General features: G+C 46.0%; 18 protein-coding genes. 10 read left to right on the top strand and 8 right to left on the bottom strand.

Annotated features, from left to right (window positions below; all coding sequences use genetic code 11):
* Positions 1 to 13 precede the first annotated feature (13 nt).
* The 9 genes from ACI955_RS12915 (at position 14) to ACI955_RS12875 (ending at position 11,163) form a co-directional block, all read left to right on the top strand.
* Positions 14 to 1,261 carry a lipopolysaccharide biosynthesis protein gene (locus tag ACI955_RS12915; RefSeq protein WP_415244193.1) on the top strand — a complete coding sequence of 416 codons (1,248 nt, stop codon included), beginning with the start codon at positions 14 to 16 and terminating at the stop codon, positions 1,259 to 1,261.
* 62 nt (positions 1,262 to 1,323) lie between these two features.
* Positions 1,324 to 2,544: a hypothetical protein gene (locus tag ACI955_RS12910; RefSeq protein ID WP_415244157.1), complete on the top strand. Its 1,221-nt coding sequence runs from the start codon at positions 1,324 to 1,326 to the stop codon at positions 2,542 to 2,544.
* 3 nt (positions 2,545 to 2,547) lie between these two features.
* A complete protein-coding gene (locus tag ACI955_RS12905) occupies positions 2,548 to 3,654 on the top strand; it encodes a glycosyltransferase family 4 protein (RefSeq protein WP_415244156.1) in 1,107 nt (368 codons plus the stop codon).
* A gap of 22 nt (positions 3,655 to 3,676) precedes the next feature.
* Positions 3,677 to 4,915: a glycosyltransferase family 4 protein gene (locus tag ACI955_RS12900; protein ID WP_415244155.1), complete on the top strand. Its 1,239-nt coding sequence runs from the start codon at positions 3,677 to 3,679 to the stop codon at positions 4,913 to 4,915.
* 119 nt (positions 4,916 to 5,034) lie between these two features.
* Positions 5,035 to 5,628 carry a sugar transferase gene (locus ACI955_RS12895; protein WP_415244154.1) on the top strand — a complete coding sequence of 198 codons (594 nt, stop codon included), beginning with the start codon at positions 5,035 to 5,037 and terminating at the stop codon, positions 5,626 to 5,628.
* Between the two features lie 273 nt (positions 5,629 to 5,901).
* Entirely contained in the window at positions 5,902 to 6,951 is a 1,050-nt protein-coding gene (locus tag ACI955_RS12890) for a class I SAM-dependent methyltransferase (RefSeq protein ID WP_415244153.1), read from the top strand.
* Positions 6,952 to 7,043: 92 nt separating this feature from the next.
* On the top strand, positions 7,044 to 7,685 hold the full coding sequence (locus ACI955_RS12885) for an acetyltransferase (protein WP_415244152.1): 642 nt from the start codon (positions 7,044 to 7,046) through the stop codon (positions 7,683 to 7,685).
* Between the two features lie 48 nt (positions 7,686 to 7,733).
* Positions 7,734 to 8,915: a DegT/DnrJ/EryC1/StrS family aminotransferase gene (locus tag ACI955_RS12880; RefSeq protein ID WP_415244151.1), complete on the top strand. Its 1,182-nt coding sequence runs from the start codon at positions 7,734 to 7,736 to the stop codon at positions 8,913 to 8,915.
* 241 nt (positions 8,916 to 9,156) lie between these two features.
* Positions 9,157 to 11,163 (top strand): polysaccharide biosynthesis protein, encoded by a 2,007-nt coding sequence (locus tag ACI955_RS12875; RefSeq protein WP_415244150.1) that lies wholly within the window; start codon positions 9,157 to 9,159, stop codon positions 11,161 to 11,163.
* Between the two features lie 43 nt (positions 11,164 to 11,206).
* On the opposite strand, the gene ACI955_RS12870 is transcribed toward ACI955_RS12875, so the two are convergent.
* The 3 genes from ACI955_RS12870 to ACI955_RS12860 all read right to left on the bottom strand — a co-directional run bounded on the left by ACI955_RS12870 (position 11,207) and on the right by ACI955_RS12860 (position 14,098).
* Positions 11,207 to 12,424, bottom strand: a complete 1,218-nt coding sequence (locus tag ACI955_RS12870) for an O-antigen ligase family protein (protein WP_415244149.1) — start codon at positions 12,422 to 12,424, stop codon at positions 11,207 to 11,209.
* Positions 12,425 to 13,114: 690 nt separating this feature from the next.
* Positions 13,115 to 13,339 carry a Sec-independent protein translocase subunit TatA gene (locus ACI955_RS12865; RefSeq protein ID WP_415244192.1) on the bottom strand — a complete coding sequence of 75 codons (225 nt, stop codon included), beginning with the start codon at positions 13,337 to 13,339 and terminating at the stop codon, positions 13,115 to 13,117.
* Positions 13,340 to 13,597: 258 nt separating this feature from the next.
* Positions 13,598 to 14,098, bottom strand: a complete 501-nt coding sequence (locus ACI955_RS12860) for a hypothetical protein (RefSeq protein ID WP_415244148.1) — start codon at positions 14,096 to 14,098, stop codon at positions 13,598 to 13,600.
* 236 nt (positions 14,099 to 14,334) lie between these two features.
* Between ACI955_RS12860 and ACI955_RS12855 the strand changes: the two genes are divergently transcribed.
* Positions 14,335 to 15,399, top strand: coding sequence for a hypothetical protein (locus ACI955_RS12855; RefSeq protein WP_415244147.1), 1,065 nt, complete (start codon positions 14,335 to 14,337; stop codon positions 15,397 to 15,399).
* A 358-nt stretch (positions 15,400 to 15,757) separates the two neighbouring features.
* Here the strand turns inward: ACI955_RS12855 and ACI955_RS12850 are convergent, their stop codons facing one another.
* The 5 genes from ACI955_RS12850 to ACI955_RS12830 all read right to left on the bottom strand — a co-directional run.
* Complete coding sequence (locus ACI955_RS12850; RefSeq protein ID WP_415244146.1) at positions 15,758 to 17,806, bottom strand: FAD-dependent oxidoreductase; 2,049 nt, start codon at positions 17,804 to 17,806, stop codon at positions 15,758 to 15,760.
* 131 nt (positions 17,807 to 17,937) lie between these two features.
* Positions 17,938 to 18,861, bottom strand: coding sequence for an FHA domain-containing protein (locus ACI955_RS12845; protein WP_415244145.1), 924 nt, complete (start codon positions 18,859 to 18,861; stop codon positions 17,938 to 17,940).
* A 48-nt stretch (positions 18,862 to 18,909) separates the two neighbouring features.
* The gene (locus ACI955_RS12840) at positions 18,910 to 19,692 is read right to left on the bottom strand and encodes a PP2C family protein-serine/threonine phosphatase (protein ID WP_415244144.1); all 783 of its coding nucleotides are present in this window, start codon (positions 19,690 to 19,692) and stop codon (positions 18,910 to 18,912) included.
* A 3-nt stretch (positions 19,693 to 19,695) separates the two neighbouring features.
* The gene (locus ACI955_RS12835; protein ID WP_415244143.1) at positions 19,696 to 21,087 is read right to left on the bottom strand and encodes a multiheme c-type cytochrome; all 1,392 of its coding nucleotides are present in this window, start codon (positions 21,085 to 21,087) and stop codon (positions 19,696 to 19,698) included.
* Positions 21,080 to 22,383: LVIVD repeat-containing protein (locus ACI955_RS12830; RefSeq protein WP_415244142.1), on the bottom strand; the 1,304-nt coding region annotated here is incomplete at its 5' end. The genes ACI955_RS12835 and ACI955_RS12830, both read right to left, overlap by 8 nt.

Raw genomic sequence — 22,383 nt, 5'->3', positions numbered from 1 at the left:
TAAAAGTACCTTTGTGCGGAATGTCGCGACGTTGATGACCGGTACAGGTCTAGCTCAGCTGATTCCTATTTTGGCGAGCCCACTACTAACGCGATTATATGGTCCAGAAAGTTTCGGTACATTAGCAGTATTCTTAGGATGTATGACCGTTGTTGTTGTTTTTATTTCCGGCCGATATGAGTTGGCTATAGTTGTTCCGCAGAAAATGAGAGATGCGGCATCGTTGTTTGTGCTCGCTGCGGCTATAGCAATTTTTATTGCGCTCATAATGCTCATATCTATTCTAATGTACTTTATATTTTTGAACGAATCACTGTTTCAACTGGATAATAGCTTTAAGCTCGTGATTCTTCTTGTCCCTATTAGTGCGCTTATGGTCGCAGTTAACCAATGTGCTTATTACTGGTGCAATAGGTACAAGGATTATAGGAGTATTGCGTTAAATAAGATAACTCACTCGATAGTAATTGTTGGCGTGCAAGTAGGCTTTGGTATATATGTTGAGAGTGGACTTGGCTTAATCGTCGGGTATTTGTCTGGGCAACTAGTATCAATGATAATACTTGTTGCAATAATCTGGAATTCGCACTCGAATGAATTTCGTCAAGTGAGATTCATCGATATTACTCGGGTAGCACGGCGGTACATAGACTTCCCTAAATTTTTGATTTTTTCTCATAGTATTAGCAAGATCGCGGCGCAAGCTCCAGCTATCTCTTTTAACGGTTTATTTGGGGCTGCTCCTGCAGGTTATTATATGCTTGCACAGCGTGCTGTGGGGTCTCCAATGACAATATTATCAAGCGCAATAGGAGATATTTTTCGCCAGCAGGCAAGTAGCGAATATTCGAAGGTTGGTAGTTGCGAGGGAGTTTTTACTAAAGCCTTTTTAAGGTTGGTATTGCTCTCGATACTTCCGTTTTCGGTGCTTTACTTGTTCGCGCCTGATATCTTTGAAATCGTATTTGGTAAAGAGTGGCGGGAGGTTGGGGGTTATATCCGTGTGCTGGCACCTATGTATATGATTCGGTTTGTTGTGAGCCCTCTTAGCTCAATGTTTATGATTGCCGAGGCGCAAAAGATTGATGTGGTTTTCACATCCTGTCTCTTGATTTTCGTAATATTGTCGATAGCAACTGGATTTTATGAAGGTAATATAATTTTATCTCTTTCTGCGTATAGCGTTTCATACAGCTTCTTTTACTTAGCTAGCGGTTATTATTCTTATAAGCTGGCTTTGGGGAAAAATCATGGCACATAGTTTATCTTTTTGAGTGTTAATTGGTGCTGATCGAATATAAATACTATACGAGTTGAAATTCAATGGTTTTTAATAGTTCCGGGAAATCAGTTGCTATGCTTTCCAACGTAGCGTTTATTTTTCTATTCCCTGGGTTTATTTTGTATCATTCACTAATTAACTTGGGTCTTATTAGTGATTTTATTGAGGGGTATTTTGGAAAATTTACAGTAGGATTTCTAGTATTCTATGTTTTATATGCTATCAATAATTATCTATGCACTGACCGGTATGTATCTTGGTTTTGTGCTATGTTTTTTTTGTATTTGAGTTACATATTTTTATGGACATTTATTCATCTGTTTTTTGATACTGGAGAGTATACGAAATATGCAGTTATCCAGACATTAGAACTTATTGTGTTAAATGTCACGCTTTTTTACGTTGGGAGACATTTTGAGATATCCAGCTCCGCAATAAAATTTTCGGTAAGTCTCTCCCTGATATTAATTGTATTATTTCTATTATATCGCATTAACGGGAATGCTTATTATGCTGGACTTGCTTTATTTTCGGGGGGCGATGCTTCAGTTTCATATCAAAATTATTCTCGGAATTGTTTGGTCATTATACTGATGTTTATAACAACGATTCCACGCAATATTCTTGGTATGACTTTTTGGATGGTAGGCGGTGTAGTGCTTTTTTATGTAGGTGCAAGGTCTGAATTTTACGCCTACTTCGTTGCCGCATTAATCTGTTACGTTTTGTTGGAGATTCTGCGTCGTTCATGGTTTAGGTTGGCGGTGGGCGTCGCTTGTGTGTGTGTTGCATTGGTTATGTTATTTCTTGGTCTCGAGAGTGACTTGAGTAATCGTCAGTTCGAAGTGTTGGATTTACAGTCGTCAAGCTCATGGAATGCGCGGCTGATTCTGCAAGATGCCGCGATCAACCAAATCGATCGTAGTATTATTTTTGGTAGCTTTGGAGGACATATAGAGAATTCGGGTTCGGTTGGGGGTTACTCGCATAATGCGCTCTCAGCCTGGGTTAATTACGGGCTGCTGGGCTTTGTTTTATATTTAGGCCTGTCTATCTACGCGTTTGCTATTTCATTGCGTGGAGTTATTCAGACTGACGGTGAGTCATCTCCTTGGGTTTTGGCGCTCTTTTTAAGTCTTATTTGCCTTATTCTTATAATATTTTCTAAATCTGTTTTTTGGATCCTTCCTGCTTTTTCTTGGGGGGTGTGTGCTAATTGTGAAGCATCGAATTTTGACAAATTCTATGCTGTGAGGGAATAGATTGTGGGGAAAAATGTTGTACACATTACTTCAGTTCATCCAAGGTATGACACTAGGATATTTCATAAAGAATGTCTCTCTCTAGTAAAATTTGGATATGACGTATCACTAATTGTTGCAGACGGCATTGGGTGTGAGGTTTTGTCAGGCGTCTCAATATCTGACGTCGGTACCGAGCGTGGAAGGATAAAGCGTTTTTTTTTAGTTGGCCTGAGGGTTTACCGGCAAGCTATAAATAGCAGCGCAGACATCTATCATATTCATGACCCTGAGCTTATTTTTGTTGGTTTGTTGCTTAGGTTATGTGGGAAAAAAGTGGTTTTCGATTCGCATGAAGATGTTCCCAAACAAATATTGGATAAGCCTTATTTTAACAAGCCGACTGCGTTTCTTGTGTCGAGTGCTTATCGAGTCATTGAGCGACTAGCTATTCCTTTATTTTCTGGAGTGGTTGCGGCTACGTCAACTATTCGCAATAAGTTCGCGATCATGAATTCGAAGGTGATAGATGTAAATAATTTCCCTACTAAGAGGGGGCGGGGAGTATCGGGTTCTGTTTCTACGGATGGAAAAATATTTGTCTGCTATGTGGGAGCAATATCTGAAACACGAGGAATATTAGAAATTGTAGATGCTATGGATCTTTGTCGATCAAATGTTTATTTGTTGTTAGGTGGAAAATTTGGTGTTGCTAATTTAAAAGATAAAGTTTCGAGGAGAAAGGGCTGGTCAAAAGTAGATTATTTAGGGTATCTAAGTCGTGATGAGGTTGACGCAGTGTTATCTCGATCCGTTGCAGGTTTGGTTACACTGTACCCAACTGCCAGTTATGTTGAGGCTCTCCCTGTTAAGATGTTCGAATATATGAATGCAGGTATTCCGGTTATATCTTCTGATTTCAAAATTTTGACAGAAATTGTTAAAAACGTTGGATGTGGATTATGTGTGAATCCAAAGGATCCTATTGAAATTGCTAAGGCAATAGATTGCTTGGTTGAGAATTCCGTTGAAGCTAAAGAAATGGGACTTCGGGGTAAAGGCGCAATTGATGAAGTATATAATTGGGATAATGAAGAAAATAAGCTTATTGAATTTTACGATAGCCTTTAACGGTTTTTGGGATATTTTTTAGATGAAGATAATTTATTTGCATCAGTATTTTAATACGCCGGATATGAATGGGGGGACGCGGTCTTACGAAATGGCTAGGCGTATGGTTGCACGTGGTCACGAAGTGCATGTCATTACATCGTTGCGTGAGCGTTCTGATGACCTAAAGTGGGTGAGGACAAACGAGGGTGGTATTAATGTGCACTGGTTACCGGTCGCATATTCTAACAGTATGTCTTATTCAAAACGTGTGTTCGCATTTTTCAAATTTGCTTTTTTTAGCGCTGCGCGCGCGCAGTCTATACGGGCAGATCTTGTCTATGCGACAAGTACTCCTTTGACTATTTGCATTCCTGCGATTTATGTGTCTAGGATTAAGAATATCCCTATGGTATTCGAAGTCCGTGATTTGTGGCCTGAGCTTCCCATCGCGATGGGTGCTTTAAAGTCTCCTATGTCAAGGTTTTTAGCTAGGGGATTAGAACGCTTGGCATATAAAAGTTCGGCGGCTGTTGTAGCGCTGTCACCTGGCATGCGAGATGGAGTTGTTTCTGCGGGATACCCTTGTCGCCGTATATCAGTGATCCCAAATGCGTGCGACATAGATATGTTTTCAGTGTCGGAATCGGAGGTAGCATTATTTATAGCCGATAGGCCTTGGCTTGGTGGTGATCCGTTGCTTGTTTACGCGGGCACTCTAGGGAAAATAAATGGAGTTGAGTATCTCGTGGAAATGGCGACTTACCTTAAGTTAACGCATCCTGAGGTCAAGGTTTTGGTTGTCGGTGATGGTAGTGAGCGTGACAAGATCACTTCGATGGCGGTAGATAATGCCGTATTGGGAATTAATTTTTTTATGGAACCCTCCCTTCCAAAAAGATACATGCCAGCTTTGTTTGGTTCGGCTACGTTTATTTGTAGTTTGTTTGTTGATATCCCAGAGATGCGAGCGAATTCCGCTAACAAATTTTTTGACGGTTTGGCGGCGGGAAAGCCTGTGTTGTTGAACTACGGCGGCTGGCAGAGAGAGTTGGTCGAGGAGTATCAGTGCGGACTTGTAACGTGGAATATGACATTGCAACAGTCCGCTAAAAAGATTGGCGATGCTTTATGTGCGCCGGAATTTGTCGTTAATTGCGGTCGGAATTCCCTTGCCTTAGCTGAGGACCTTTTTGATCGAGATGTGTTGGCTGAAAAGTTGATTCGTGTTCTCGAGGTTGTCGTTGGAGGCGATGATGTGGATTTTTCCGTTGATTTCTGACTACTTTATATTTTCTCAGTATTTCGTGATTTTTTAATAATGTAGACTGGCTATCGAATGGTAATTTTGCATGGTTAATCGTATTAGAAGGGTATTAAAAATTTTTTGAGTGATGGAATATGCTAAAGAGAATTTTCGATCTGATTTTTTCGCTAACATTATTTTTATTAATAATGCCGGCCTTGTTTTTTTTGGCAGTTTTAGTTTTTTTCTTCATCGGTCCGAGAGTGTTTTTTGTTCAGGATAGACCGGGTAGAGGTTGCCGACCATTTAAGTTAATTAAATTTCGAACAATGAGTGACGCGGTTGATGAAGGAGGTGAGTTGCTGCCGGATAACCTTCGCCTCTCTAAGTTTGGGCGGATGCTTAGATGTACTAGTTTAGACGAGCTCCCAACACTAATTAACGTTATTAAAGGGGATATGAGTTTGGTTGGCCCTAGGCCGCTTCTAATGGATTACCTTCCTTTATACACTCAAAAACAGAATAGACGGCATGATGTTAGGCCAGGGGTTACGGGATGGGCGCAGATTAATGGGAGGAATCTTCTTGAGTGGCGAGACAAGTTTGAGTTAGATGTTTGGTATGTCGATAATCATACTTTTTTCTTGGATCTAAAAATCCTGATGCTAACAGTAAAAAAGGTTATTGGGCGTGATGGCATAAATAGTGATGCGGAAACAACAATGTCACGATTTACCGGAAATGATTGATAATGTTCATAAGTTTGCTTTCGGTGTGTGGTTTATAATCTCTCCTTTTTAGATGTTTTAGCGAAAGCATTGACGTAATGCTAGCGTCTTAGGTCAGTTGCTAACCACCTAGTGCCAATGTTTATTTTTTTACCTGATAGCTTATTTTTGTTCATTAACATCTGATGACTTGAATAAGAGATTCGAATGAAGTTTGAATTTGACTTTAACTATCTGATATTAAAAACTTTTTAATGATTATAAATATATTATATGTAGATGGGGGTGTGTTTGATGGATTATGAAGCAAGTTTTCTTGACACTATTTCGATATTAAGGTGTGTATCGTGTGGTAAGAGTGGTGATATTGTTTTATGTGAAGGGCATGCTGATTTTAGTGTTTCATTTCCATTGCATGACAAGTTTCTGTCATGTTTGATTTGTTCTGAGAATTATCCTGTTACTAAAGACTTCATACCCATCATCTGGTCTGATAATTTAAAAGCTGCCTTTTCTGGTATTAATCCTTTGGAAGGAAATCACAATATTTCCGCAAATTTAGAGGTGTATGAGGGGATATCGGATGATTATGAGAGATATACTCGCAAGAACTATTTGATTGGTGAGCGGATTAGAAGTGCTGTTAGCGTGGTTCTTCCAAGCGGTGACTACGTCGATCGCTTTCACCTAGATTATGCTTGCGGGCCAGGGCATGTGCTTAAGTGGTTGAACCCTTTAGGGTTTAAGCAATTTGGACTTGATGTTTCACTGCTTAATTTGAGAAACGCTAGAAGAAATACTGGTTGTGCGGTTGTTTGTGGTGATGCTTCTGATATGCCATTCTCAGATAATATTTTTTCTCTGGTTACTGAGTCGTCCGGATTGCATCATATTGAAGATTGGCAGTCTGTGCTTTTAGAGTCGTGTCGAGTTTGCGCGTATCCTGGTGGTGTTATACTTGATTCGGAACCTAGTAAGGAAAAAATGGCCTGGAGTCCTTTGGCAGTATGGGTATTTAACTTGCGTTTTATAGCTTATCGGTTTCTTAGTTATTTTCTTAAAAGTAAGTATATATTTAGAAACACTGAGCAGGCGAAATTAAATTTGCTGGCTGAAATACATCATCAGCCAGGGACAGGTTTTCCTGTCAATAAATTGCGAGATATATTTTTGAAGAATGAATTCATGGTCGACATAGTTTTTTCTCCCTTAGCAGATTTATCTTCAAAAGCAAATCCTGGCTGGAAGAGTATACTTTTGAATATGTTAAGTTTTCGGAATCCTTGGAATCCGAATTATGGTCTTTTTATCGCTGTTGCTAAGCGTAATAGGCCATTGGATTAGATGAAGCTAATTTCTTAACAGTTTGGTTTCCGTTTGATAATGCGATCGTTACGTTTGACGGCAAAGTGTTTTTTGTGCAGCGGCGAATTAGTATGAAAAATATTATAGTTGTGGGATTTGGTGGGTTTGGTCGAGAGGTGGCCTGGCTAGCTAAGGATTGTGGGTATAACGTTCTTGGTTTTCTAGATGACGAAGCCTTAGTTGGAGAACAAGGAGGGCAGCAAATACTCGGTGCCGTTGATCGCTGGGTGGATTTTCCTAATGCGGAATTTGTAGTGGCTATAGGGAGTCCACGTATACGTAAAATGGTGGTTGATAAAATGCTGTTCAGTGGTACACCAGCGTTTGCAACGTTGATTCACCCTTCTGTCATCATGTCTGGTTCAGTTATTGTTGGTAGCGGTTCGGTGATATGTGCGGGCTGTGTATTGACTGTAGATGTCGAAGTTCTGGAACATGTCATTATCAATTTAAATGTAACTGTTGGGCATGATTGTTTTATTGGCTCTTTAGTTACGATCGCGCCGATGGTGGCTATTTCTGGGAGCGTGAATATATCCTCGGGAGTTGAAGTGGGAACTGGGGCGTCGATTAGGCAAGGTATACAGCTTGGCAAAGGAGCGATGTTGGGCATGGGTGGTGTTCTTACCCGGGATGCGGAAGAGAATTATATTTACGTCGGTTCCCCCGCTAAAGTATTAAAGAAACTGCCAGGACTCTCCGGTGAAATATAACGGATTGCTTGGAGAAAAACAGTTGTTACGTTGTAGGAACGTTATTAAATGAGTTCGAATTTGTCTAGCTTCTCGTCTTGGCCAAAATTTACGGAACAGGAAGGGGAGGCTGTTAAGAAAGTACTTCTTTCAAATAAAGTTAACTACTGGACAGGAATGGAAGGCCGAGACTTTGAGAGAGAGTTTGCTGCTTTCTGCGGAGTTGAATGTGCCGTAGTAGTGGCAAATGGAACAGTCGCTTTGGATCTGGCTTTTGTGGGGCTCGGTATCGGTCTAGGCGACGAGGTTATTGTGTCACCACGAACTTTCCTTGCCTCAGCGTCGGCTATCGTTAATGCAGGCGCTACGCCTATTTTCGCTGATGTTGATCTAGAGTCTCAAAATATCACTGCAGAAACAGTGGCGCCGTTAATAACAGAAAGAACCAAGGCAATAGTTTGTGTTCATCTGGCTGGCTGGCCTTGTGATATGGATCCAATCATGGCGCTGGCGGAAAGGCATGGGCTTTATGTCATTGAGGATTGCGCGCAAGCGCATGGGGCTAGGTATAAAGGTCGCTCGGTCGGCTCTATAGGCCACGTTGGATGTTGGTCGTTCTGTCAGGATAAAATCATGACAACGGGCGGTGAAGGAGGCATCGTCACCACCAACGACAAAGATTTATGGTCTCGTATGTGGAGCTATAAAGATCACGGAAAAAGCTGGGAGGCGGTCTACGAGCGAGAGCACGCTCCAGGTTTTCGTTGGCTGCATGACTCCTTCGGCACTAACTGGCGCATGACAGAGATGCAGGCTGTGATTGGTCGAATACAGCTTGCCCGCATGCCCAGTTGGCACGAGGCGCGTAAAGTAAATGCTTTGGCAATATTGGGTGCTGCGCGAGCGACAGATTTGTTTCGGGTGCCTGATGTCCCGCCTGACATCGAGCATGGGTGGTATAAATGCTACGCATTTATTCAGGTTGAAAAGCTGGGATTAAGTTGGAGCCGAGATCGTGTGGTTGCTGAGATAAATGATCGCGGTGTTCCCTGTTTTTCCGGTTCGTGCTCTGAGATCTACTTGGAGAGGTGCTTTGTTGATGCAGGGCTATCCCCGTCTGAGCGCTTGCCTAGTGCAAAGCAATTGGGGGAGAGCAGTGTAATGTTTTTGGTGCATCCTAGTTTGACGTCGGAGGAGATTCAGAAAACCTGCGAGGTGGTTGCTACGGTGGCGGAATTGGCCTGCAAGTAATGCTTCCTTGTAGTGATTAGGCTCATTATGGTGCATTGTTTTAAGCCCTGCCCTGCCCTGCCCTGCCTTGGCTTTGATATAGCGGGAATCCTCACAAAATGACGGCTAGTTCTCAGAATTAGCCTGTAGTATATTAGCCGCCTAAGAACATGTTCATACACTCAGCAATGGATTGCTTGATTTCTGTCGGTCCAGAAATGCTAAGAGTAATTAAGGATGATTCAATTATCGAGGCGATAGATTGGAAAATCCTGAAAATAAGGGGGCTGCTGCCCTTATATTGCGCGTATTGCTGTCTGCTCCCAGCTCAGTCAAATTTTCTGTGATCGTCTCGCTTGATGCGCTAACCCTATTCATCTCGGCGTGGTTTGCTCTCTACGTTCGCTTAGGGAATGCAGGCTCACCACTTCAGGAGTATGGCGCGGTCTGCCTTATCGTTCCTCTGGTGGGAGTGATGGTGTTAGCCGGATTTGGTGCTTATCGCTCGGTGATTCGTTATTTTTGTGCTGACGATGTGTGGGTGATAGCTAAAGCGGTTAGCTTTTCTGTTCTAACATGGGCGACAATTTGTTTAGTGTTAGAGCTTAGTTTGCCTCGCTCTATGATTTTGATGCAATGGCTATTGGCTATGCCGCTGATGCTAGGTTTGCGCTTTGCAATGCGCTTTTTTCTGCGGGAGCTGTCCCCCTTTGGGTATAGCGCTAAGCGGAAACATGCCCGTAATATAATTATTTACGGTGCTGGAGCAGTAGGGGTGCAGTTGGTGCATGCTCTGGCTAATGACGCGAAAATGCGTGCTATTGCATTTGTCGACGATAACGCCAAGTTACATCGCCGCAGCGTAAACGGTTTGAGGGTGTACTCGTTTGATAGCCTTGAGGGCTTGATAAAGGAGCGAGAAGTTGATGATGTTTTACTCGCGATGTCTGCTATTTCACCTCAACATAAAAAGTTCTTGTTAGAAAAATTAAGTCTATTACCCGTTAGGGTGCGTGTATTGCCGAGTTTCGCAGAACTAACCGATGGCCGGGTAACACCCGACGATATTAGAGATATTGATATCACTGATTTGCTGGGCCGCACAGTGGTCCCACCAAATGAAGCGCTACTCGGTGCTAATATCGAAAATAAGGTTGTGATGGTGACGGGTGCTGGTGGCTCGATTGGCAGTGAACTTTGCCGTCAAATCTTTTGTCAGGGACCTGCTGTCGTTGTTTTGTTTGATCTATCGGAATATAACCTATACGCCATCGAGCGTGAGCTTATAGCGAGTAAAATAGAAAAGTATGATTTCGTTCGAATTATCCCGATATTGGGTAGCGTCCAGAGTCGGGATCATCTTGAGCAGGTCATGAGATGTTATTCCGTTGATACCGTCTATCACGCTGCGGCATATAAACATGTTCCCATGGTGGAGCATAATGTGGTGTCTAGCCTAAGGAATAATATATTTGGCACTTTAAATGCTGCTCAGGCTAGCTTAAATAGTGGTGTTGAGCATTTCGTATTAGTATCGACTGATAAGGCCGTGCGCCCTACTAATGTGATGGGAGCCAGTAAGCGGTTTGCTGAAATGATTTTGCAGGGGCTTGCGGATCGTGATCTCAGTTCGTCTACCCACTTCACTATTGTTCGGTTTGGTAATGTGCTTGGTTCGTCTGGCTCTGTTGTCCCTTTATTCAAGGAACAGATAGAAAAAGGTGGTCCCGTTACAATTACCGACCCAGAAATAACCCGCTATTTTATGACTATTCCTGAGGCGGCAAGTTTGGTGCTGCAAGCGGGTTTTATGGGGCAGAGTGGCGACGTCTTTGTATTAGATATGGGTTCGCCGATACGTATTTTAGACTTAGCGTTGAAAATGATTAAGCTTGCGGGCTCTTCGCCTTATAACGAGGACGATGGTTCTGGGGATATTAAGGTGGTTTTTACTGGTTTAAGACCGGGTGAAAAACTCTTTGAAGAGCTCTTGGTTGACGATGCGGTTACTAGCACCGACCATCCGATGATTATGAGCGCCAGCGAACGCCATTTAAGCTGGGCTGAGGTTGAAGATGCCCTTTGGCAAATGGAGGTTCTATTGCGGTGTGGCGATGCGGCAAAGCTGCGGGAGTTATTGAAGCGATTTGTGACCGACTACCAGCCCCAGGGTGATATTGTGGATTTGCTGCTAGGAGATATTGATGATCCCGTAGCTAGCGCAGATATGCCATCAAGCAAGCTTAATTATAGTGGTGTCGCGATTTAATAGGCGCTTGCACTTTTTAACTCCCCGCTTTTATCTGAGCAGTTTAGCCTGGGCGGGTATGGAACCTAGCCAGTAGCCCCAGTGAAGCTATCACAAGTACCGTTGCCGCGTTTGCAGGAATTTGCAGATTAAAGTCGGCTAATGAGTGTATTCCAATCGCAGTTAGTCCCATCACGCAAGCAAATCCAATTCCACTTCGGTAGGTCGAGTTAGTAAGGCACAACGCCTTAGTTCCATGGTAGAAAGTGTGCAAGACAAAGAAAATGAGCGCTGCCGAAGCGGCAATGCCGTACTCGATCACGAATTGAATATAATCGTTGTGGGCGTGCTCAAAATGATGGGTGATATCTGGTCCGGCGACCGATGGGAATATCACTTCAAAGCTGCCTGCTCCGCTGCCTAATAAGGCATGCTGCTTTAATAAAATAACTGAATAGTCTAGAACTTCGTCTCGATTAACATTCTGCTTTACGGTCACCTCGCCACTTATGACTTTGTCATCGATCTGAGTATTTACTAGTCTTTGCTGTAGCTCGTCGAGGCCAAAAAATTGTGACACGATGAATAAATCAATTATCAATAGGCTTGCCAAAATTATAGCTAATCGCAAACGGTATTTTGGGGTTGCGACAGCCAATATAGCGCCCGTTATAAGCAACGATGAAACAAACGCGATGTTGCCCATACGTGAGCGGGTCATGACCAGTCCAATCACCATAATGGCAAGCGCAATGCGAATGAGCGCTTTCGGGCCTGATATCCACTCAATTATAGATTTAAGTGAAAGTGCGCGGTGATCGCGAAGCGCTAGGAGTAGGCCGATACCGCATGCTGCGGCAATCTCCAGATAACCGGCAAGATGGTTGCGGTTCACAAAGGTTCCAGTAGCAAGGCCTTGCATGTATTCTTTTGTAGCAAAAAAACTCCAGTCTAAGCCCGATAGCGCCATGGTAGAGCCATAAAACGCTTGAAAAGTGCCGCTGATAACCACTGTGCCCAGTAATAAATTGATCGACTTACGCGTAGTAAATAAATCCAGAACGAGGATAAAAAGAAGCGTATACGCCGATCCTAGCAGTAGGTGATTAAACGTTTCGCTTGGGGCAAGGCTTAATCCACCAAAATACTGCACGGCCACTAATAGTTGCACGGTAACGAGGGCTATTATTGCCGGTTTCGCTTTTGTGAGTGCGGTAGAATTTTTTGCAGCTTGTTTGCATCTGCGGATCGCCCACACAAAGCCAATTGCTGAAATGATCACTATGACCAACCCAGTTGACCACGGCCTATTACTACCTAGGGGGAGTGGAAGCCAGATTAGTGCGCAGCAGATGGCGATCTGTAAATCTTGGTGTGATTTTCGGCGATAGCTGATTTGGGTGTCCACGAATTGACCTAATTGTCGCTAGGTATTTAATTAAAGAGCTTATAATTATTTGTTGAGGCAGCGATATAGCCACATTGTAAATTGGATGTACAGCTGGAAGGTGTTCGCAGATCTAATTAAGCCTTAATACTTTGTTTTTATAAAAGAAGCCGAGACAGCAATGCGAATAGATTTCGAGGTGTTAGTGGGTATTGTGTACTAATTTTGCAATATGAGTTTAGCGAATTACTCAGTAATGATGCGTGATATAGCAAATAGCTGGGGGAATCTGCCTCTGGGGGTCGCCTCATTCTAGACTGATCAGAAATGCATTAAAAAATGCTTATGGTCTCTCTACAGTTTCAAAATGGTTATAGGCCTATGTTTATAAGTAAATAGGATCTATACAGCCCCGGGGCTGTATAGATTAATTCTCGCTCTAGGCTTTGTAGAAAATGATCAAAGCCGGACTTGCACCGCCAAGCGGCTTGTTAAAAAATGTGCTCGCCGAAAACAGGCAAGTGATACGAGGTATGACTTAAGCGATAGGTATCCCCTGTTTCAAACGGTGCCAAAGCTGCGCAATTATTTTTTGTCTGTTGCTGCGCTTTCACTTATCTTTGCCTTGCTACTGTCGTGTATTGGCGGAGGGGCGCCTTTGTCGCTGTTACCCTGCAGGCTGTCTTTGAATCCCTTTATTGCACCGCCGAGGTTGCCGCCAATTCCTTTTAGCCGTTTTGTTCCAAATACCATTACTATGATGGCGAGTACGACAAGTAGCTGCCAAATTCCGATTCCACCTAATCCAATAACATTTTCCTACCTTCGTTATTTATACTTGAGTTCGAGTTCTTTAACTCGCTACTTAGCCAAGCTTGCGCTGTTATTTGATTCAGTAATTGCGGCGCGGATGGTTAAAAATGACATAACCATCATCCATGCAATAGCGGCAGTTAGGGCGATCCAAAAGGATAAAAGACCATTCCAAGCAAGAGGCCCACTTTGAAATATCACCACAGGGAAGCCGGGTAGTGTCAGTGTTGCGCAAAACAAGCTTAGGTAGCCCGCCTATCTGGGAAATATCGGGTTTGACGCTTTATCTGAAAATACACTAAGGCCCACGCAGAGCATCCATACCACGATGCCGGATACCGGCATTGTAAAACCAATCCACGCTAAATCATTCAGTAAATATGTGATTTCAATGGGTCTGTCTGGCCTGTACGCGGCCACCGACCAAATGATAAGGGCTGCGGTAACAATAGCGAAGGTGGCGGTGGCACACGCGAGCTGAGCGTTTGCTAGCATGGGCTTGGAGTCTTCGATTCGTCTTAGTTGGTAGCCGAGGGCGCTGGCCATGGGAATAATATAAGCTACTGAGGACATGGCTAGCGCGATACCAATTTGTATTCTGAGTTGATTGCCTTGATAAAATGCCGCGACTTCCTCTGCTTTTGCCGACGGTGATAGCGGAGGTATTAGTCCAGCAATGATCCACCAGCTGACTATAAAGCAAAATATAAACACAAATACGCTGCACGCTGCGACAACGTGATTTTTTAATATCATTCTGGCCTTTTCTTATACTTAGCGCTCAATTTAAGCAGCTGAGGAGTTTTAGTTAAGCAGTCTTTAGGTTGGCATGGATTTAATAAACGTTCTTTTTATGACTTAGGGGATACACTATGGTTTATCCTTCGATTACGACATATATTGTTATATTTTTAAGTAATGGCGCATCACCTGTTATGCGGCAGTGAGCGACATACTATCTTGAAGGGATTTCAATAAAAACGGAGCAATAAATGCCGATACAATTTCATCTGTTATTACTAGCGAGTTCTTTAGTTTTAGTGACAGGCTGCATGTCGACCAATGTGGCAAACAGAGAACAAATCGAATTAAACGCCATGGCGCGAGCCAGCAACGCAGATATCACTCCAATAGATGCGATTAGACAGGCCTCAGCTGCTTATGAAGAAGCGATTGCGAGTGAGCTGCAGTTTTACGCACCCTCACATATGGAAAACGCCAGAGAAAAGCTGCAGAGCGCACTTAAGCTCAGTAAGGATGCACGTGAGCCCGAAGAGAAAATTGCCGCAATCAGTGCGGCTTTTGCCGCTAAAAAGTTAGTCGCAGAGGCCTATAGCAATAAAGCAACGGTGGAATTGACCCTGAGCAGGGTTCTTGAGCACCGCAAAGTCCTCGCGGAGCTAAACACTGACACTCTCCACCCGAAGCTCTATCGCAACGCGACCACCAAGCTGGAAGGCCTGATTCGCGATATAGAGGGCGGCCGGCTTGCAAGCGCGAAAAACGACGAAGTCAGCGTGCTCGAGTACTACGCGGAAGTTGAAATCGAAACCTTAAAAACCACCTATTTAAATAAAGCAATACAGAAACTCGACGAGGCAAAATCCAATGACGCCGATGATTTCGCTGAGGTGAGCTATGACAAAGCCGAGGAGTCGGTCGACTATGCCGGCGAGTTTATCGAAAGGAATTATCGTGACCGCGAGGGTGTGAGGCGGGAATGCGATAAAGCTTACACAGCTGCCTTGCACGCTTATTATGTTGCCGAGGAAGCGGCCAAAATTATTGAGATTGATGCCGAGGATGCCGAGCAGTACGTTCTGTATGTGGGCGGCCTGTTGCAGCTAATCAACGAAGAGGTCGGCATAAAAAACCTAACGGCAATGTCGCCGCGAGAGCAAGCTCGCAGTTTGGCCGAAGCCGTAAAACTTAGTTCCATGACTTATGGTAGGCCGGCCATTGAGCAAGCGCCGAGCAGGCCAGCAGCCATTGTGCCGGTCGTTAGCGCACAGCCCAGCCTTTATATTGAATTTGAAGAGACGGAATCAGACGAGTAAATGACCGGCTTGCCGGCGGTGCTATAGACTGCTTATGATTCCTTTTATACCGGCTGTGCGAGTCTGAGCAGAAATGCTTAGGGTTTAGGCTAAACAAGTAGTATAGCGAGGCAGGCCTATGCCTATTTTGCTTAATCCTCACTCAAGGCTCGTGCTCGTCTTCTATAGTTTTAACAAGGTTTTAATTGGGTTGAGATCGTGAGCCAATTTATATAGCTAGCCTGCATCTGCTTTATTCGAGGTGCGCAGCCAGGTAGAGCAGCTCAAGAATTTAGCATTCAAAATTGCCCAGCAGAAAGCGGCGCTGTAGTGAGTCATTACTCAAGCTGCAGTGCACACGATCCCGATAAATCATCTTTTAAAGACTCGCTGCTAATTCAGCGCCCTCACGTATAGCGCGTTTGGCATCCAGCTCTGAGGCGATACTAGCGCCACCGATCAGATGGTAGCGCTGGGCTGATTTAGCGCCTTGCTCGGACTCAGAATTGTAAAGCTCTCTGAGTGGTTCTTGCCCCGCACAGATAACAACGTGGTCGACCTCTAATAAGCGCGGCTTTCCATCTTGGCTTATGTGCAGTCCTTGGTCGTCTATACGGTCGTAGCTGCAGCCAGCGAGCATGTTGACGCCTTTGTTCTTGAGGGTGGCGCGGTGCACCCAGCCGGAGGTCTTGCCCAAGTCTTTGCCGGGCGCGGTGGTTTTGCGCTGAAGTAAGAATATCTCTCGCTGTGAGGGCTGGGGCTTGCCCGCTACCAGCCCGCCGCGCTCTGCGCTGTGTTGGTCTATGCCCCACTCGGCAGACCAGCTGGCAATGCTTTGGGGGAGCTCGGTGCTGTGGTCGTGGGCGAGATATTCTGCCACGTCAAAGCCGATGCCGCCGGCGCCGATGAGGGCGACTCGCTTGCCGATGGTGACATTACCTTTCAATACGTCGATGTAGGAAACCACTTTAGGATGATCGATACCGGGAATACTCAGCGCGCGTGGGCTAACACCGGTAGCGACGATGATATGGTCGTAACCGCCGCTGATGAGTTCGGCTTTCTCGACGCGATGATTCAGTCTGAGATTTACCCCTGAACGTTCAATTTTTTTGCCGAAGTAGCGCAGGGTTTCGCCAAATTCCTCTTTGCCAGGAATGATCTTGGCTAAATTAAATTGGCCACCGATCTTGTCCGCCTGATCAAATAGATGTACTTCGTGGCCGCAGTCTGCCGCCGCAGTGGCGCAGGACAGCCCGGCAGGACCAGCGCCGATCACGGCAATTTTCTTGGCCTTGGAGGCGGGCTTAAACACCAGTTCAGTCTCGTGGCAGGCGCGGGGGTTTACCAAGCAACTAGCGCGCTTCAATTGAAAGGTGTGGTCTAAGCAAGCTTGGTTACAAGCGATGCAGGTATTGATTTCATCGCTACGATTGCTGGCAGCTTTGTTTACCCATTCGGCGTCGGCCAGCATGGGCCTGGCCATGGACACCATATCGGCTTGGCCGCTAGCTAAAATGTGCTCGGCAATATCCGGCATATTAATGCGGTTGGAGGCAATAACGGGGATATTGACCACCCGCTTTATGGCGGCTGTGGCTTCGCTAAATGCAGCGCGGGGCACCGAGGTGACAATAGTGGGTACGCGCGCTTCATGCCAGCCAATACCGGTGTTAATCAAGGTGGCGCCAGCGGCTTCAATCTCGCGGGCTAGGTCTACTATCTCTTCGTGAGTGCAGCCGTCGGGCACTAAATCGAGCATTGATAAACGGAAAATAATAATAAAATTAGGGCCGACTTTTTTACGCGCAGCGCTCACTATCTCCACGGCGAAGCGACGTCTATTTTCTGGGCTGCCGCCATAGCGATCTTTGCGTTTATTGGTGGCGGGTGCCAAAAATTGATTAATTAAATACCCTTCGCTGCCCATGATCTCGACACCGTCGTAACCCGCTTTTTGGGCCAGCTGCGCGGTGCGTGCAAAGTCATTAACGGTACTGGCTACGCCGCGGGTGCTTAAGGCGCGGGCCTTAAAGGGGTTGATTGGCGCTTTGCTGCTTGAGGCGGTTTTGGACAGCGGATGATAGGAATAACGACCAGCGTGAAGTATTTGTAGACAAATTTTGCCCCCCGCTTGGTGTACCGCCTTGGTGACTTTGCGGTGGTTGTAAATATCTAAGCGGGAATTAAAGGTACTGGCGCCGGGATAAAGCCAGCCGCTGCGGTTTGGACTGTAACCACCGGTGATCATAAGGCCAACGCCACCCTTAGCTCGCTCGGCGAAATACGCGGCGAGTTTGGGGAACTGCCAGAAGCGATCTTCTAGACCAGTGTGCATCGAGCCCATGACTACCCGGTTTTTAAGGCTAGTAAAACCTAGATCGAGAGGGGCAAGGAGATGGGGATAATTTTGGTTTTCTATGCTCATAGCATGGCTCGCGATATCTGAACGACGTCAAGATATCGCCTGAAGTTGACAGTGTCAATATTTGAAGAAAGTCGCAAGCTAGCTTAGCCCTATGTTCACAACATAGTAACGAGGAGGTAAGAGATACTTTGCTATTTACCAAACAAGCGCGCAAAAAATCCTTTCTTCTTCGGGCTTTCTGCCGTGACCTTCGACACGGAACCTTGCGGCGCTGTCGGTAGCTCGAAGGCAAATTCGGCAATGCCCATACGAATAATATCGCCATTTTTAAGGTAAGTTGATAAGCCCTTTAGTTCGTTAACAAAGGTGCCGTTGGTGGACATCCAGTTGACGACTTTCCAGCGCTGTCCGTCGTTGATTAACTGGGCGTGCAGTCCGGAGACGCTTGACTCGGCCACCCAGAGATCGACATGTTGTTGATCCCGGCCGATTTTCCAGACGCTGGTGACGCCGGTATCCAGTGGATAGATGACGCCCTGAATACTGAGATTTAAGCCTATCAAACGAGGTGTGTCGCCTATGGGCGCTATATTTAAATTGCCATCGCGGTAGCTAGTGCTTGCTTCAGATCCGGCGTCTTCAGAGAAAAAGACGGTGCCAGAAGCTTGCTCAAGCCCGGCGTTCTCTGACCACATTGCGGGGATGTTTGTTTCCACTGTGGTCTTAGCCGGTGCAGTTGGTGGCGAAGCATGTGCGACTTCCGGTGGACTGTAGGCCCCAATTTGAGTGGCGTCATCGTCGCCATTAAAGGTAGTTGTGTCGTCATCTGTGTCTAGGAGAACTTTTAGTTCAAAGTCACCAACTTGCAGGGCATCACCGTTTTTAAGTGCCGTTTCGCCGACTACTTTGATGGTGTTAATGTACGTGCCGTTGCTCGAGCCAAAGTCTTCAAAGTTCAGGATGTCATCTTTAATTTTTAGGACGCCATGATTTCGAGACACACTCGAGCTAAGCAGCCGGATATCGCTTTCTGGGCTGCGGCCAATCGACGTTTCTGTCGCCGTTATTAAATAGTCAATGGCGCTGGCAGTGTCGTGTAGTTTAAAGCTTGCCATTTTCTGCTTCCTATAAATATGGGTAATGTAGTGTGGGTCTTATATTCTTTAGCTTGTGAAATGTTCGGTGAAGCCGTCGATGCGCGCGATGACCACTGCCGGTAGTGTCGGTATGATCTCGTTTTCTTGGGGTATCACATCACTATCGACCAGTACCGCGGTGATGTTGTCTGCGCCATTATTTGCCAGCGCAATTGCCAGTAACTGTTCGAGCTGTTGTTCACTTGAAATCGGGGTATTCATTACTCGCGCTATGTCGCAGGCACTCATGGCATCGTATAGGCCGTCACTGCAGAGTAATAATTTTTCTCCTCGAAAGAGTGCGCCTTTAATAAGGGGAATATCGTGCTCGTTAAATTTGCCGTGGCCAATAGCACGGGTAATGATATTTTTATTGGGGTGGCTTATAGCCTCGCTATAGCTGATTTCACCTCGACCCATCAGGGCTTCAACTTGCGAATGATCGCGGCTAATTTGCCGTAGTTCGCCGTTCCATAAATAGGCGCGACTGTCGCCAATCCAAGCCAGTTCAAAATGGTGGCCACTAAAGTGTGCTACTACGACAGTAGAACCCATTCCGGGTTTTCCACGTCCGTCTTCTACTGCGCGCAATACTTCTTGATGCGCGCTATACACCGCGACCGCGAGCGGAGTTCGCTGGTCAAGCAGGTCTGTTACTTGGTAGGCGACGATACTGGCGGCAATTTCACCTGCTGCAGGCCCACCCATACCATCGGCAACCAGTGCTATTCCCCAATTGCTGTCAGCGACGAAACGATCCTCGTTTGTCGCGCGTTGAGCGATATTACTTTTTCCTAAAATGCTGATCATGCATTAGTTCTCCGTGACAGCTTTTAAAGCTTTTTGAACTGCTGCTTTAAATCGACGTGGAGTGTAATTATTTTCATCGCTAAGAACTGTAAAGATTTCATCATAGCGCCTTGCGCCGCGTGTTGGACTATTTTTGTCAAAACTGAGAACTTGTAATCCTAAGAAAAGTTGTTCTGCATCAGCGTAGTCTCGAACCTCACCACTTGCTCCCTGTTTGAGTAGCGCGCGAGTAATCGCCTGTTGCTCACTGTCGTTAAGCGCCGAATCACCAATGCTTTGTCTAGCCCTCTCTACTAAGGTCATGAGTTTACGGCTGCTTGCTTGCAGTGCTTGTTTACTGAGGACGGTTGACTGGTTTAGCTGCCGAATCGCAAGTGTCAGTTCCTGCCCTAAAATTTCATTTCTTAGCGAAACCACGGTGACAATAGTTCGCAGCGCATTGTCATTGATACGAATTGCACCTGCGGGTAGTAATTGCTTGTCCGCGAGGGGGCGCTGTACGCGGGTATCCATGGGGCGGTGACAAGAGTGGCAGTCGAACACCGCTAACTCCGGGAATAGCCCCTGTGGCATGCTGTGCTGTTCTAGCACCGTGAGCGAATCCTGCGCCGCCTGCATGCGGCCCTCTAGCCAGCGGGTGGTCGGTAAACTACTTTTCCCCCGCTGCTGATAGTCAGCATCGTAGCTATGGTGGGGTGGCATTAGCGCCAGCCAAGTGTCTAGTTCGAAGCGTAGGCGAGGATGACCGGCGGCCATCATTTCATGAGTAGCGAGTTGATTAGTATTACCAAGGTGGCATGACTGGCATAACTTGGCTGTAAAGGCGGGTTCTTCGGTTGGTGATAAGCCATTCTTTAAATTTGCTTGATGCCTGGCGATGGCATTGTCTGCAGGTGAACTGGTATTGGCGCCGTAATGGGAGTCTATCCAATTTTCTGCGCCACCGTGACAGACTTCGCAGCCAATACCGTCCGAGATATGAAACTTCGGGCCCCGTAAGTTGGCCGGCGTGGTGTCGGCGTGGCAGGCTAAACATTCCGCCGTCTGACTTGCGTCCTTAATTCCCATATTGGCGGCGATGCGTTTTGAGTCGGCGTTTTTCAAAATGGCATAGGCGCGTGAGTGATTATCGTACTTCGCCCAGGTGCGATATTCATTCTGTAATACATTGCCTTGTTCAACAGCCGCCGCTCGGCCGTGACAGACGCTGTTTGCACAACTAGCTACACCCAAGTGCATGGCTTCAGTGCTGGCCTCGGCACCAGTGGCTGCGCTGGCGTTTGGGCTTAGCTTGGCTGCGTGCAGCAATCCTGCGTTAAAGCAAAGCATTGCAAGTAAGCAAAGCCCTAGCCACGGGGTGCTGTCATTAAGCCTGAGCTGCTTAGTTCTATTCATGCTTCGCTCCGGATCCGGATTTGCTTGGTGTATCTTCCACAAACCACGGTTCGCCATTTTTATCTAAATAGAGTTTGTGCATTTCCTGTAAATTCATTGGCCGCGCACCGCGTCGTCCAAATACCGCGATCTGACCGCCACTTTCGTCCACTGCACGATCTCGAGCCAAGCCTCGGGACAAACTTAATGCCGGACTGGCGGTTTGCTTGCCGGCAATCCAAAGCGGTTTTGGTTCGGGGTTAAAGCCGTAAAACTTTGGCTGTAAATCTGGTGAGCTTAATTGGATAACGTTCAGCCCGGTTTTTGCATCAGCGACATAGGCAAACAGTGACGCGTTAGTTGTGCCAATGACTACATCTCGGCTGTCTTGCAAGTGACCTTCGCCATTATAACTTTGCAGTAACTGCATCTTTTCCGGGCGCTCGATTTTTATGATGGCAAGACCTTGCTGTCCTGCCGCCACGTAGGCGTAACCCCTAGCCAGGCTGATTTTTTGGGCATCAGCAAGCGGCATAGTGAACTCGGGTAATAAATGGGCTTTTTCTGGGAGGGTGACGTCGACGAGTTTGATGCCGTCGGCATCGGTCACAAACAAATAGCGGAATTGCAGCGCGGAGGCGCGCCCGTCGTTGAGTGCAATGGTGTGCAGTAGTTTTGGATCTAGGGGCGAGTTTATATCTATGACCAGCAAGCCCGCATCGGCGATGATGTAAAGATAGTGACCGCCAATAGTGATGTGACGGGCTCCCTTTAAGGCCCCGTCGGCATGCCAGCGCAGCGCGGCTTTTATAAAGTTATTGCGGGGTTCACCGTCGGCAAAGGTGTTGACGTCAACGACAATTAGACCCTCTTCGGTGTCGGTGATATAGGCGTAATTGTAAAGTGGATGAAAGGCTTGCTCCTTGTTGTCTACTCGCATTAAGTCGCCTTGATTGCGTTCTGGGGCAATGGGCTGAATGCTGGGGAGCGCAACACAGCTGGCATTTTTAGTGGCGACTTTTGCGTCGTGGCCGAGCGCGCTATAAGGCGCGGTGATTAAGCGTTGCGAGATGCCCTTGTTTTCAACCGAGGCCACATCTAAGACTCTGAATCCTGCTTTGCCGTCGGCAATAAATAAATACTCACCGCGCAGTTGGAGACATTGACTGCGGTCAGCGCTGTGTTCGTGTGAGGTTTGTAGTTGCTGTTTCTGGGCTTGGTGGGCAGCAAAAAAGTCGGGGTAGGCATAGCGATGCAGATAGCTGCCGATGACCGCTTGGGGTTCGTCCCACTCGGTTACCGCAATGGCTTCAATAT

The sequence above is a fragment of the Zhongshania sp. genome (genome assembly GCF_047636175.1).
In the GTDB taxonomy this organism is placed as follows: Bacteria; Pseudomonadota; Gammaproteobacteria; order Pseudomonadales; family Spongiibacteraceae; genus Spongiibacter.
Note: the sequence above shows the minus strand (reverse complement) of the source record. Positions and strands in the feature narration are given on the sequence as shown.

Excerpts from the sequence above, each read along its gene's own strand:
- ACI955_RS12855 (WP_415244147.1), top strand. The coding sequence starts at position 14,335 with ATGCCGATACAATTTCATCTGTTATTACTAGCGAGTTCTTTAGTTTTA.
- ACI955_RS12885 (WP_415244152.1), top strand. The coding sequence starts at position 7,044 with ATGAAAAATATTATAGTTGTGGGATTTGGTGGGTTTGGTCGAGAGGTG.
- ACI955_RS12835 (WP_415244143.1), bottom strand. The coding sequence starts at position 21,087 with ATGAATAGAACTAAGCAGCTCAGGCTTAATGACAGCACCCCGTGGCTA.
- ACI955_RS12890 (WP_415244153.1), top strand. The coding sequence starts at position 5,902 with ATGGATTATGAAGCAAGTTTTCTTGACACTATTTCGATATTAAGGTGT.
- ACI955_RS12900 (WP_415244155.1), top strand. The coding sequence starts at position 3,677 with ATGAAGATAATTTATTTGCATCAGTATTTTAATACGCCGGATATGAAT.
- ACI955_RS12910 (WP_415244157.1), top strand. The coding sequence starts at position 1,324 with ATGGTTTTTAATAGTTCCGGGAAATCAGTTGCTATGCTTTCCAACGTA.
- ACI955_RS12850 (WP_415244146.1), bottom strand. The coding sequence starts at position 17,806 with ATGAGCATAGAAAACCAAAATTATCCCCATCTCCTTGCCCCTCTCGAT.
- ACI955_RS12895 (WP_415244154.1), top strand. The coding sequence starts at position 5,035 with ATGCTAAAGAGAATTTTCGATCTGATTTTTTCGCTAACATTATTTTTA.
- ACI955_RS12860 (WP_415244148.1), bottom strand. The coding sequence starts at position 14,098 with ATGATATTAAAAAATCACGTTGTCGCAGCGTGCAGCGTATTTGTGTTT.
- ACI955_RS12840 (WP_415244144.1), bottom strand. The coding sequence starts at position 19,692 with ATGATCAGCATTTTAGGAAAAAGTAATATCGCTCAACGCGCGACAAAC.
- ACI955_RS12845 (WP_415244145.1), bottom strand. The coding sequence starts at position 18,861 with ATGGCAAGCTTTAAACTACACGACACTGCCAGCGCCATTGACTATTTA.
- ACI955_RS12880 (WP_415244151.1), top strand. The coding sequence starts at position 7,734 with ATGAGTTCGAATTTGTCTAGCTTCTCGTCTTGGCCAAAATTTACGGAA.